Consider the following 12,522-nt stretch of genomic DNA (forward strand, 5'->3'; position numbering starts at 1 on the left):
ACCGGTCCGGCCGAACCGCAGGTAGCTCATCGGCGGCCGATCACCGTGGTGGTCTCGTACTCCTCCGACTCCTCCGACCAGGCGGTGAAGCCCTGCGCGGTGAGGATCTCGACCGCGACGGGGGCCTGACGGGCGGTGGTCTCGGAGAACAGGTGGCCGCCGGGGGCCAGCCAGGCGGGGGCGTCGGCGGCGACGCGGCGGAAGACGTCGAGGCCGTCGCCGCCGCCGTCCAGGGCGACGGGGGCCTCGTGGTCGCGGGCCTCGGACGGCAGCAGGCCCAGGTCTGCGGTGGGGACGTAGGGGACGTTGGCCAGAAGGAGGTCGATCCGGCCCCGGAGCGCGCCGGGCAGGGCGGCGAACAGGTCGCCCTCGTAGACGAGCGGCAGGTTCTTGCGGGCACACCGCACCGCGGCCGGGTCGATGTCGGCGGCGTGCACCTCGACCTCGACGGAGGCGGCCAGGGCTGCGCCGAGCGCGCCGGCGCCACAGCACAGGTCCACGGCGAGCGCGCCCGGCCGGGCGAGGGCGGCGGCCTGCCGTACCAGGAACTCGCTGCGGCGGCGGGGGACGAAGACGCCGGGGTCGACGACGATCCGGAGGCCGGCGAACTCGGCCCAGCCCACGACCTGCTCCAGCGGGTGGCCGGCGACGCGGCGGGCGACCATCTCCTCCAGCTCGGCGGGTGAGCCGGCGGCGGCCGTGAGCAGGTCGGCCTCCTCCTCGGCGAAGACACATCCAGCGGCGCGAAGCCGTTCCACGAGAAGCACCGGGGGAGTCTAGCGGCCCAGGTCGTAGGTGAGATGGGTGGCCAGCGCCGAGTGCCGGCAGCGCACCGGCGTCAGGTCGGCGGCGAAGCCGCCGTCGAAGAGCGGGGTGCCTCCGCCCAGCACCACGGGGGCGATGTGCAGGGTGAGCCGGTCGACCACGCCGGCGCGCAGGCACTGCCGGATCACGGTGGGGCCGCCGCCGATCAGCACCGGGCGCTCGCCGGCGACCGCGGCGGCCTGCGTGAGCGCGCTGTCCAGGTCGGAGAGGTAGGTGAAGCCGGCCGGCAGGTCGTCGGTGATCCGGCTGGTCAGCACGAAGATCGGCATGGGGTAGGGGTTCTCGCCGCCCCACTGCTCGCCGTCGTCGAACATGCCGCGCCCGACGATGACCGCGCCGGCGTCGACCAGGTCGGCGGCGGCCTCGGCGTCGGCGCGGGTGGCCTCCTGGCCGGAGGACGGGGAGTCGTAGGTCCAGGGCCCGCCGAAGATCCAGTAGTGCAGCCGTTCGCCGCCCTCGCCCAGGCCGCGTCCGGGCCGGGGGTCCGGTCCGGTCACGAAGCCGTCGAGCGAGACGGTGATGTCAGCGTGGATCCTGGTCATGGCTCCTCCTCGGGTACGGGTGTCGGCGAGACAGACACCCGCACCGGGCGGAACTCATCGCTCGGATTCGTGCCGGGCGCGCTCCCGCTCCAGGTCGGGCAGCGGGGAAGGCTCGGGGACGGCGGAGCCCAGCGCCCGCGGCCCGGTCTCGGCCTCCTGCGCGTCGGCGACGGCGGAGGCGGCGGCCCGCTCCGCCTGCTCGATCTCGCGCCGGGCCGCCTCGCTGGAGTCGTCCCCCTCGTCGCGGGTGGCCGCCGAGCGGGGCAGGTTCTCGGTGAACGCCTTCGAGATGCCCTGCAGCGCCGAGGTGACCTCCGAGGGGATCACCCACATGGTGTTGCCCTGCCCCTGGGCGAGCTGGGGCAGCACCTGGAGGTACTGGTAGGCCAGCAGCTTGGGGTCGGGGTCGTTGCGGTGCACGGCCTGGAAGACCTGGTCGATGGCGCGCGACTGGCCCTCGGCCTCCAGGATGGCGGCGGTGCGCTGGCCCTCGGCCCGCAGCACGCGGGCCTGCTTGTCGCCCTCGGCGGTGAGGATCTGCGACTGCCGCTGGCCTTCGGCGGTCAGGATGGCGGCGCGCTTGTCCCGCTCGGCGCGCATCTGCTTCTCCATCGCGTCCTTGATGGTCTTGGGCGGGTCGATCGCCTTGATCTCGACCCGGTTGACCCGCAGGCCCCACTTGCCGGTCGCCTCGTCGAGCACGCCGCGAAGCTGGGAGTTGATGGTGTCGCGCGAGGTCAGCGTCTTCTCCAGGTCCATGGAGCCGACCACGTTGCGCAGCGTGGTGACGGTGAGCTGCTCGACCGCCTGGATGTAGTTGGCGATCTCGTAGGCGGCCGCGCGCGGGTCGGTGACCTGGAAGTAGAGCACGGTGTCGATCTCGACGACGAGGTTGTCCTCGGTGATCACGGGCTGGGGCCGGAAGGACACCACCTGCTCGCGCAGGTCGATCATCGGGTAGACGCGGTCGATGTAGGGGATGACGAAGTTGAGCCCGGGCTTGAGCGTGCGGTGATAACGGCCCAGGCGCTCGACGTTGCGCGCGCGGGCCTGAGGCACGATGCGCACCGAGCGCAGCACCGTGATGGCGGCGAAGAGGATGAGCAGGATCCCCACGATCAGGAGGGCGTCCATATCAGTACTCCCGTGGATAGACGAGGGCGGTGGCGCCCTCGATCTCGATGACGTCGACGGCCGTGCCCGCAGGGATGACCAACGTCTCGTCATAGGCGCGTGCCGACCACTCCTCGCCCCCGATGCGCACCCTGCCCTCGCGTCCGGTGACCTCCTGGACGACGTAGGCGGGCTTGCCGACGAGCGCCTCGACCCCGAAGCGCTGGAGTTGTGGCTGGCGGATGTGGCGCATGGCGATCGGGCGGATCACCAGGATCCCCGCCGCGGAGGACAGGGCGAACACCAGAAGTTGCACGGGAACGGGCAGGCCGAGCGCGGCCACGCCCGCGGTGAGCAGCGCCGCGGTGCCGAGCAGGCCGAGCGCGGCGGTCAGGGTGAAGAGCTCGGCGATGCCCAGCACCACCGCGAGGACTAGCCAGATGATCCATTCATCCATGGGTCGGCCCTCCTGAAGGAAGAACGGACCTGCCTTCGCAGTTGGTTCCCCACTGTCCACCGTATGCCCTGCGCAGGGCTGATCCCAGAACGGATATCAACTCGTAGTGGTCGGGGGTGGCGGCGCCGGCTCGACCCAGCCGTTCTTGGGCGCCGGGTCGTACAGCGCGCTGCCCTGGATCCACTTGTCCCACGGCAGTTGCCAGAAGCCCCAGCCGTTGTGCCATTCGAGCTCGCGGTCGGTGCCGGTGATGGTGACCGGGTCGCCGCGCAGGGAGCTGTCGAAGAACCAGGCGGCCTGGTCGGGGCGGGAGTTGATGCAGCCGTGGCTGACGTTGACCCGGCCCTGCGCCCACACGTTGTCCTTGGCGTGGACGTACTCGCCGCTGTTGGAGATGCGCACGGCGTGGTCGATCAGCACGTCGTAGAAGCCGGGGTCGCCCTTCGTGCGGCCCGGCGAGATCATCCGGACCGGGTGGCCCTTCTCCATGGTGAGGTGCACGCCGCTGGTGGTGGTGTACTCCCTGGTGGTGGCCATGCCCGCGCTGATCGCCATGCGCTGCACGACGCGGCCCTCGCGGCGCACGGTCATCTGCTTGGTGATCGTGCTGACCGTGCTGATCTGCTTGCGGCCGACCGCGAACTCCAGCTCGTGGTCGGCGGTGCCGAACACGCCGGGGGCGGCCCGCACGCCCGTCAGGTGGGCGACGACGCGGACCGGCTGGCGGGGGGCCCAGTAGTGCCGGGTGCGGTAGACGGCCTGCTGGTCGCTCACCCAGCGCCAGGCGCCCTCGACCGGGGTGGCGGCACGCACTTCGAGGGCCCGCTCGACCGCGGCGCGGTCGCGGATCGGCCGGTCGAAGGTGACGATGATCGGCATGCCCACGCCCACGGTCTCGCCCGGCGCCGGCACCACCGAGGCGATCTTGAAGGTCTCGGGGGCGGGCCGGGTGCGGAAGCGGCCCGCGGCCAGCGTCGAGACCTGGCCGCCGGCCGCCTTGGCGGTCACCGAGTACTCCGTGCCCGGGGCGAGGGTCCAGTCGGAGCGCCACGTCGTGCCGGTCGGGTCGAGCCGGCCGGGCACCGGCGTGCCGCCCGCGTGCGCCTGCACCTGGGCCAGCGTGCCGCCCTGCGCGCGGATCACCAGCCCGCGGTCGGGCCGGGCCCGCTGGCTGTCGAAGGCCGGCCAGACGGTGACCACGGGCGGGGGCGCCTGCGGCGTCTCGGCGGTGACCGAACTGCATGCGGTGAGGGCGACGCAGCAAGCCGCGGCGAAGACCGCGCCGAGCCGGGGCACGCGCATCTGCTCTCCTGTTGTCAAAGACCGGGGAGAGACCAGAGTAGCGGCATGTCACGACTCGGGCACGCGGAGTCACCTATACGATTTTTCCGGACACCTCGCCCAGCGACAGCTCGCCGATCCGCGCCGACAGCGTCACCACGTCGCCGTCCTCCAGGAAGGTGCGCACCGATCCGTCGGCCAGCTTGATCGGCTCGCTGCCGTTCCAGGTCAGCTCGATCAGCGAACCGCGCTGCTCCCGCTCCGGCCCGGAGATCGTCCCGCTGCCGAACAGGTCGCCGGTGCGCAGCGAGGCGCCGTTCACCGTCAGGTGCGCGAGCATCTGGTCCGGCGTCCAGTACATGCTCGCGTACGGCGGGCGGCTCACGACCTCGCCGTTGAGCGAGACCTCCACCTCGATGTCGAAGCCCCAGTCCGCCTTGCGCTCCAGGTAGGGCAGCGGCTCCGGGCTCTGGGCCCGGCCGGGGATCCGCGGCAGCGCCTCCAGCGGCGTGATCCACGGCGAGATCGAGGTGGCGAACGACTTGCCCAGGAACGGCCCGAGCGGCACGTACTCCCACGCCTGGATGTCGCGCGCGCTCCAGTCGTTGAGCAGCGTCACGCCGAACACGTGGTCCTCGAAGGCGCCCGCCGGGCTGCCCAGCTCGGACGGCACGCCCACCACGAAGCCCAGCTCCGCCTCGATGTCCAGCTTCGCGCACGCCCCGAAGACGCCCGCGCGGAGCTGGCCGTGCGGGCGGCGCACCGGCGTGCCCGACACCACGACGGTGCCCGAACGGCCGTGGTAGCCCACCGGCAGGTGCCGCCAGTTCGGCAGCAGCGGCTCGGCGTCGGGGCGGAAGATCCGCCCGATGTTGGAGGCGTGGTCCAGCGAGCAGTAGAAGTCGACGTAGTCGGCCACCTCGATGGGCAGGTGCAGGCTCACCTGGTCCAGCGGGACGAGGTGCTCCTCCACCAGCGAGCGCGAGGAGGCCAGCTTCTCCTGGATCACCGCGCGGGTGTCGTGCCAGGCCGTGCGCCCGCGCGCCATGAACGCGTTGAGGCTCCCGGTCGCGAACACCTCGTCGTGCAGCGCCGCGGCCAGGTCGAGGACCCGGTCCTCGAAGCGCACGCCGACCCGCGGCGCCTGGCCGGGACGCGAGAAGACGCCGTAGGGCAGGTTGTCGATTCCCCAGCTCATTGCTTGTCCACCAGTCCTAGTGCGATCAGGTCCTCCACCGGCGCGCTGGTGCTGCAGGAGCCGTAGGAGACCAGCAGCCGCCGCGCCTGCTCGGCCGTCTCGTCCGGTACGGCTTGCGCCAGCCGTACCAGGCCGCCGACGTCGGTCGAGGTCAGCACCGGCACGGGGTCGCGCCCCTCGACAGCCTCGCAGACGGCGAGCACGAGGTTGAGGAAGCCGTGCCGGTCGACGCCGAGCGCGGGGTCGAAGTGCCGCACCGCGTGGTGCAGCCCGGCGGTGGCCTTGAAGCGGATGCCGCGCTCGGCGCAGTGCGTGACGAAGCCGCCGAGCGCCTGCGCGGTGGGGAAGGCCTCGGCGGTCAGGCCGCCGCAGCGCACCTTGAGCCCGGCGCCGTCCGGCAGCTCGACGGGCAGCCGTTCGGGGGCGACCTCGACGAACACCGCGGGTCCTGCGGGCAGGGCGGGCAGGACGCCGTCCGGCGGGAGCCGTACCTCGACCAGGTCCACGGGCAGGCCGTCGAGCGCGGGCGGCTCGGCGGTGTCCATGATCAGGCCGATGCGGCCGGGCCGTACCGGGGCGGCACGCAGGTCGTCGAGGCGGCCGGCCGGGCACAGGAAGCGGTGGGTGAGCACCGGGCTGCCCGCGGCGCGGTCGCTCGCGTGCCGCTCCAGCGCCTCCGGCAGCGGCAACGCGGTCGGCGGGAACAGGCCGGCGTCGTCCACCAGGGCCTGGAACAGCCGGTTCATCGGGCCCAGGTCCAGGCGTAGCCCGGGTCCTCGCACGACAGCGCGCCCTGGCCAAGGTCGAGCGGGCGGAAGGTGTCGACCATGACCGCCATCTCGCTGGTGTGCGTCGCGCCGGCCTCGATGACCGCCTCGACCGCGCCGGGCTGCGGGCCGTGGGTGAAGCCGGCCGGGTGCAGCGAGATCGAGCCGACGTCGATGCCGGAGCCGGCGCGGGCGGAGTAGTCGCCGCCGACGTAGAACATGAACTCGTCGGAGTCGACGTTGTGGTGGTTGTAGGGGATCGGCACTGCCTCGGGGTGGAAGTCGAGCGGGCGCGGCATGAACGAGCAGACCACGAAGCCGGGCCCCTCGAAGGTCTGGTGCACCGGCGGCGGCGCGTGGGTCTTCTTCACCACGGGCTCGAAGTCGTCGATGTTGAAGACGAACGGGTAGAGGCAGCCGTCCCAGCCGACCACGTCGAAGGGGTGGTTGCGGTAGACCAGCCGGGTGAGGCCGCCACGGGTGCGGACCAGCACAGGCACCTCCTCGCCCTCGACGATGAGCGGCTGGTCCGGGGCGCGGAAGTCGCGCTCGGAGTAGGGCGCGTGCTCCAGGAGCTGGCCGAACTGCGACAGGTAGCGCCGGGGCGAGCGGATGTGCCCGGCGGCCTCGATGACCAGGGCGTTGACCCGGCCCTTGGGCACCCAGCGGTGGATCGTGCCGGTCGGGATGACGACGTAATCGCCCGCGCCGACCTCCAGGGCTCCGTAGCTGGACTCGAAGCGCGCCGAGCCGGCCTGGATGTAGACGCACTCGTCGCCCTTGGAGTTGCGGTAGAGCTCGCTGGGCTGGTCGGTGGTCGCGTACGACAACCGGACGTCGTTGTTGCCGCTGAGCATCATCCGCCCGGTGACCAGGTCGCCCTGGGAGGCGAGGTCCTGGGTGCGGAAGTGCCGGGGGGAGAGCGGCAGGTTGGGCTGGAGCGTCTCGGACAGCAGCGGCTCGACCGCCTCGGCCTTGACGATCGCGGTGGGCAGGTAGCGGTGGTAGAGGAGCGAGGAGTCGGAGGAGAAGCCTTCCTCGCCCATCAGCTCCTCGGCGTAGAGCCCGCCGTCCGGCCGGCGGAACTGCACGTGGCGCTTGCGCGGGACCTCGCCCACGAGACGGTAGTGCGGCATCTGCCCTCCTCCAGCGCGTCCGCTTAGCGGACGCTCATGTCCTCTATAAGGACCATCCTAGGCCAGGGCGGCGGCCAGTTCCACAGCCGCGTCCAGCACGTTGTCCCCGTCCGGCAAGGGCCCGAACGTCACCACCCCCACCGAGGCCTCCAGCCAGGGCACGCCGACAACGGGCGCCGCGACCCCTCGCGCGCCCTCCTGCAATTGCCCCTCACTCACGAAATACCCCGATTCCCCGGCCCGGAGCGCGAGGATCGCCTGCCCGGCCGCGCCACGGCTCAGCGGATGGCGCGCACCCTCCCGGTAGGCCACGTGCAACGTCGTCCACGACGGCTCGACCACCGCCACCGCCAGCCCGTCGTCGCCCTCGGCGACGGTCAGGTGCGCGGTCGCGCCCACCTGCTCGGCCAGCTTCCGCAACACCGGCAGCGCCGCCGCCCGCAACAACGGCTGGACCGCCTGCGCCAGCGCGAGCATGCCGAACCCCAGGTGCACCCGGCCTTCGGTGTCGCGCCGCACGAAACCCTCCTGCAGGAGCGTGGTCAGCAGCCGGTAGATCACCGGCCGGCTCAGCGCCAGTTCCTTCGCCAGTTCGGTGGGCGTCAGGCCGCCGCGCCCCTCGGCGAGCAGGCGCAGCAGGCGTAGCCCGCGTTCAAGGGTCTGTGCTGATTCGGCGGCCATGAGGTCGATTATCGGGCCGCCTGAGTGGTGGCTTGATGACCTAGGCGTGGGGGTAGGAATGCGCTTAGTCACGAAAGGGGCAGGAGGGGGAGGGTGCGGACGATGTGGCTCGGTTTGCTGTCCGCGGTCTTGCTGGCCGTGCTGGCCATCCCACGCTTGCCGGATGTCGACGCCTCCACCTTCATGGTCAGGGACACGCCCGTCAGCCGGGGGATTCCGCCGCCGCCCACCCAGCTCGTGGAGAACGTCTTCGAGGTCTCGGAGGGCATCCCGGTCGACGACCGGCTGATCCCGCTGGAGGAGGGGGTGGCCTTCCGCCCGGCCGAACTGGCCCCCGGGGTGCGGGTCGACGAGCTCGGCCACCTGCGCGGCACGCCGCTGCGGCCCGGCTCCTACACCGATCCCGTGTCGATGTGCCGGGGCCGGTTCTGCGTCCAGGACCAGGTCACCCTGGTCGTGCACCGCAACGTGTCGTGGCAGCCGGGCGAGCTGACCTTCCCCGGCCGGGTGGGCCAGCCGGTCGAGGGGCGCATCCCGATCCTCGGCGGGCCCGGCAGCGTCCTGGCGACCTTCACCGTCACCGACTCGGCCGCGCTGCCGCCCGGGGTCGTCATCGGCCCCGACGGGTACGTCAGCGGGGTGCCTGAGCGGCGCGGTGTCTACGAGGTGCCGGTGCGCATCTGCCTGGCGGGCAACTGCGCCGGAGTAGTGGTCACCCTCATCATCGTGTGACACGCTTTGTCGCCATGAAATCGGTCATTGTGGTCGGTGCAGGGATTTGGGGATCGTCGCTGGCATTGCGGCTGGCCGAAACCGGGTGGCAGGTCACGCTCGTCGAGCAGCACACCCCGGGTCATGTCCGGCAGGCCAGCGCGGGTGAGACCCGGCTGCTGCGCAGCGCGCACGGCACGGACGAGTGGTACGCCCGGCTCTCCCGCACGGCCCGGCAAGGCTGGCTCGACCTGGGCGAACGCATCGGCGAACCGCTCTACCACGAGCACGGGACGGTGTGGTTCGCCCGCGAGGAGCACGGCTGGGAGCGGGCCAGCGCCGGCGTCCTCGGCTCGCTCGGCATCCCGCACGAACTGCTCGACCCGGCAGACGGGCGCCGGTTCTTCCCGGACTTCGCGCCCGATGGGCTCGCCTTCCTGCTGTGGGAGCCCGAGGCCGGGGTGCTCAGGGCCCGCCGGGCCACCCAGGTCATCGCGCGGCTGGCCGTCCAGGCCGGGGTGCGGCTGGTCACCGGGCGGGCCGTGCCGTACGGCGAGGCCATCTCGGTGGCCGGTGAGGTGCTGCGGGCCGACCGGGTGGTGTGGGCGGGCGGGGCCTGGTTGCCCGCGCTCTTCCCGGAGTTGCCGCTGGTGGTGACCAAGCAGGACACCCTGCACTTCGACGTGGCCTGGCGGGGGACGCCGGCCTGGGTGGACTACGACGTCTCGGCCTACGGGCACGGCGATGTGGACGGCGTGGGCATGAAGTGCACCTCCGACGCCGAGGGCCTGCCGTACGAGCCGGAGGAGGGCTCGCGCACGGTCGACCCGGAGAGCGTGGCGGCGGCCTCGGCCTACCTGGGCCGGCGCTTCCCCGCGCTGGCCGGGTCGCGGGTGCTGTTCAGCCAGGTCTGCCAGTACGCGCTGACGCCCGACGCCGAGTGGATCATCCACGAGACGGCGCCGGGGGTGTGGGTGCTGGGCGGCGACTCCGGGCACGGCTTCAAGCACGCGCCCGCGCTCGCCGGCTACGTGGCGGGGCTGCTGGACGGCGAGTACGCGCCGGAGCCGCGGTTCGGCCTGCACGAGCGCACACCGGCCCGCGGCCTGCGGACCAGCGGGTTCACGGACGGCTGAGCCGGTCCGCCTCAGGGGCGCGCAGGTTGCGCACGCCGGGCGACAGCAGCGCCGCCAGGCAGGCAATGATCACGATCGCCGCGCAGCCGACCAGCGCGCCCTTGGGCCCGATCGCGATGCCCACCGGCCCGGCCAGCATCAGGCCGATCGGCCCGAACATCAGCGAGCCGAGCGCGTCGTAGGAGCTCACCCGCGACAGCGCCTCGCCCGGGATCTCCCGCTGCATGGTGGTCTGCCAGAGCACGCCGAAGACGTCGAAGCAGACCCCCATCAGCACCGCGCCCAGCACCACCAACCACAGCGGCGCCGACAGCCCGAGCAGCAGGTACGGCATGGCCGTCGGGATGGTCAGGCAGGTCGCGACCAGGATCGGCCGGCTGGGCCGCAGCCGCAGCGACACGAAGACGCCCAGCAGCGTGCCGACCGCCTCCCCGGCCAGCACCGCCGACCAGGCCGCCGGGCCGCTCTCGCCCAGCTCCTGGTCGACCAGCATCGGCCCGAGCACGCCGTGCGCGGCCTGGATGGCCAGCAACATGATGGAGAACTGGGCGACCACCACCCACAGCCACTGCCGGGAACTGAACTCCCGCCAGCCCTCGCGCAGGTCCTTCAGCACCGAATGCCGTTCCCCGGGCTTGCCCGCCGGCGCTTCGCCGGCCGGACGCAGCTTGAGCTGGGCGATGCACACCCCGGCGACCGCGAAGAGCAGGCCGCTGATCATGAGCGCCCACCCGCCGCCGACCAGCACGACGGTGCCGCCGCCGAGCACGGCCCCGAGGATGCGCGAGGAGTTGGCCCCCAGCGCCAGCAGCGCGTTGCCGGTCTGCAGCCGGTCGACCGGCACCACCTCGGGGATGATGCCCTGCAGCGCGGGGAAGAGCAGCGCCATCGCGATGCCGCTGACCGCCGCGGCGGAGGCCAGGGCGGGCAGCGGCGCCCAGCCGGTCAGCAACATCACGCCCAGGCCGCAGAAGGCCAGCGCGTTGGCCGCCTCGCCGGCCATCATCACCCGCTGGCGCGGCAGCCGGTCGGCGACCACCCCGCCCACCAGCATGAACAGCACCATCGGCAGCGACTCGGCGGTCAGCACGACCGACAACGTGGTGGCGTTCGCGCCCGGAAGCTGCAGGACGCCGAAGGCCAGCGCGACCGGCGCGAAGGTGCTGCCCAGGGTGGAGATGGTGCGAGCCGTCAGCAGGAGGGTGAAGCGGTGGTCCTTGAGCAGGGACAGGTCCTGCTGAAAGCTGTGCATTCTCGCCATTCTTCCGAGGCTGTCACGTCGTGTCGCGCCATTTTTCAGCGGGTGGTCACCTTCTTGACCGGCGTTTGTGTGGATCTCCGGTACGAGGATGGATAGTGTGCTGAATGCCCTAATGTCCCCCCAGGAGTGGCGCGCATGACCAAGAGGAAGATCCTCATCGTCGGACTCGTCCTGGCCCTGCTGGGCATCGTCGCTCCGGCCTCGGCCCACGCACAGCCCGCCCGCCCGTGCGAGGACCTGCCCCCGGGCACCCCCTCGTTCGTCGTCTGCACCTGGCTGGCCACCCCCGAGGAGGCCGCCGAGATCGCCCGCTTCTGGCTCGGCAACGACGGCGAGAACATGAAGGCCGCCGACCCGAACCCCGGCAAGTTCGGCGTCTGCGAGGGCATCACCTGCAACACCGAGGGCGACGGCGTCGCCCACGAGATCGGCGACCCGGACGTCCCCGAGGCGACCGACGACGAGGGCAAGCCCGAGTGCGCGCAGGGCGAGACCTGCTACACCGACCCGGACGAGATCTCCCAGGCCGAGGTGGAGAAGGCCGCGCTGACCCCGGCCGGGCAGAGCGCGAAGAACGCCACCGGCACCGGCCTGCGCACCTGGATCGACACCGAACTGTCCGACGACTGGAAGAACGGCAAGCTCGCCGAGGCGGTCAAGCGCGTCGGCGCCCTGGCCGCCCAGCCCGGCGTCGTCGGCATCCGCTTCGCCACCCAGCTCGGCTACGACTCCCGCGCCTTCGCCTCGGCGGAGGAGCTGGAGAAGTTCGTGACCGAGACCTCCGCCTCGCTGCGCGAGGCATTGCCCGGCAAGAAGCTCGCCGTGCACACCGTCCTGCCGGTGCTCGGCTGCGGCGCCGACGAGGCCTGCAAGGGCGAGCTGGCCAAGAAGTACCCGCTGCTGAACCCGGACGCCTTTGGCGCCTTCCTGGCCAAGTCGCTGATCGACCAGCTCGGCCTGGACAACGGCCACCTGGCCACCGAGTACGCCGCCTGGAAGATCGACGCCGTCACCGCCCAGCGCAACCAGTCGATCGAGATCCGCGCCAAGTCGTGGGACGCCTACGGGCACATCGCCGCCGAGGACGCGACCTTCACCGCGGCGGGCTCCTCGGCGCTGACCGAGGAGCAGGCCACCAAGGCGATCACCGAGCGCGTGGTCGCCCCACTGCAGTCCGACGCGGCCGAGAGCGTGGTGCTCTGGACCCGCTGGCAGGCCGCCGACGGCACCGTGCACCGGGTGCTCGGCGAGAAGCTGGCCGACAACGCCACCTGGGGGCAGTTGCGCAAGCTCGCCGCGGTCAAGCCGCGGCTGGCCACCATCTACGACCCGGCCACGCCCGAGGTGGACGTGACCGGCGACCTGAAGAAGCTGGCCGAGGTCTTCGGCCAGGTCTACCTGCGGGCCGAGTAGC

The 12,522-nt window shown here is 72.2% G+C and carries 13 protein-coding genes; 3 read left to right on the forward strand and 10 right to left on the reverse strand.

Features of this window, described 5'->3' with window-relative positions; genetic code table 11:
* Positions 1-26: 26 nt before the first annotated feature.
* The 9 genes from AB0I67_RS13445 to AB0I67_RS13485 form a co-directional block, all read right to left on the reverse strand.
* Complete coding sequence (locus tag AB0I67_RS13445; RefSeq protein WP_357922480.1) at positions 27-767, reverse strand: putative protein N(5)-glutamine methyltransferase; 741 nt, start codon at positions 765-767, stop codon at positions 27-29.
* Between the two features lie 9 nt (positions 768-776).
* On the reverse strand, positions 777-1,367 hold the full coding sequence (locus tag AB0I67_RS13450; RefSeq protein WP_357922483.1) for a dihydrofolate reductase family protein: 591 nt from the start codon (positions 1,365-1,367) through the stop codon (positions 777-779).
* Between the two features lie 54 nt (positions 1,368-1,421).
* Positions 1,422-2,501 (reverse strand): SPFH domain-containing protein, encoded by a 1,080-nt coding sequence (locus tag AB0I67_RS13455; RefSeq protein ID WP_357922486.1) that lies wholly within the window; start codon positions 2,499-2,501, stop codon positions 1,422-1,424.
* A gap of 1 nt (position 2,502) precedes the next feature.
* Positions 2,503-2,937 carry an NfeD family protein gene (locus AB0I67_RS13460; RefSeq protein ID WP_357922489.1) on the reverse strand — a complete coding sequence of 145 codons (435 nt, stop codon included), beginning with the start codon at positions 2,935-2,937 and terminating at the stop codon, positions 2,503-2,505.
* Between the two features lie 96 nt (positions 2,938-3,033).
* Entirely contained in the window at positions 3,034-4,239 is a 1,206-nt protein-coding gene (locus AB0I67_RS13465; RefSeq protein WP_357922492.1) for an Ig-like domain-containing protein, read from the reverse strand.
* Between the two features lie 73 nt (positions 4,240-4,312).
* On the reverse strand, positions 4,313-5,416 hold the full coding sequence (gene fahA, locus AB0I67_RS13470; RefSeq protein WP_357922494.1) for a fumarylacetoacetase: 1,104 nt from the start codon (positions 5,414-5,416) through the stop codon (positions 4,313-4,315).
* Complete coding sequence (locus AB0I67_RS13475; protein WP_357922497.1) at positions 5,413-6,162, reverse strand: hypothetical protein; 750 nt, start codon at positions 6,160-6,162, stop codon at positions 5,413-5,415. The genes fahA and AB0I67_RS13475 overlap by 4 nt, the downstream gene beginning before the upstream one ends.
* Positions 6,159-7,319 (reverse strand): homogentisate 1,2-dioxygenase, encoded by a 1,161-nt coding sequence (locus AB0I67_RS13480; protein WP_357922500.1) that lies wholly within the window; start codon positions 7,317-7,319, stop codon positions 6,159-6,161. The genes AB0I67_RS13475 and AB0I67_RS13480 overlap by 4 nt, the downstream gene beginning before the upstream one ends.
* 57 nt (positions 7,320-7,376) lie before the next feature.
* On the reverse strand, positions 7,377-8,000 hold the full coding sequence (locus AB0I67_RS13485) for a helix-turn-helix domain-containing protein (protein WP_357922503.1): 624 nt from the start codon (positions 7,998-8,000) through the stop codon (positions 7,377-7,379).
* Between the two features lie 102 nt (positions 8,001-8,102).
* Between AB0I67_RS13485 and AB0I67_RS13490 the strand changes: the two genes are divergently transcribed.
* Positions 8,103-8,732: a hypothetical protein gene (locus AB0I67_RS13490; protein ID WP_357922506.1), complete on the forward strand. Its 630-nt coding sequence runs from the start codon at positions 8,103-8,105 to the stop codon at positions 8,730-8,732.
* A 14-nt stretch (positions 8,733-8,746) separates the two neighbouring features.
* Positions 8,747-9,847, forward strand: a complete 1,101-nt coding sequence (locus AB0I67_RS13495; protein WP_357922509.1) for an FAD-dependent oxidoreductase — start codon at positions 8,747-8,749, stop codon at positions 9,845-9,847.
* Here AB0I67_RS13495 and AB0I67_RS13500 read toward each other — a convergent pair.
* Positions 9,834-11,099: an MFS transporter gene (locus AB0I67_RS13500; protein WP_357922512.1), complete on the reverse strand. Its 1,266-nt coding sequence runs from the start codon at positions 11,097-11,099 to the stop codon at positions 9,834-9,836. The two genes, AB0I67_RS13495 and AB0I67_RS13500, sit on opposite strands and share 14 nt — an antisense overlap.
* Positions 11,100-11,243: 144 nt before the next feature.
* On the opposite strand from AB0I67_RS13500, the gene AB0I67_RS13505 reads away from it, so the two are divergent.
* Positions 11,244-12,521: a hypothetical protein gene (locus AB0I67_RS13505; RefSeq protein ID WP_357922515.1), complete on the forward strand. Its 1,278-nt coding sequence runs from the start codon at positions 11,244-11,246 to the stop codon at positions 12,519-12,521.
* Position 12,522 lies beyond the last annotated feature (1 nt).

Origin of the sequence: Nonomuraea sp. NPDC050310, assembly GCF_040655795.1 — a bacterium.
In the GTDB taxonomy this organism is placed as follows: Bacteria; Actinomycetota; Actinomycetes; order Streptosporangiales; family Streptosporangiaceae; genus Nonomuraea.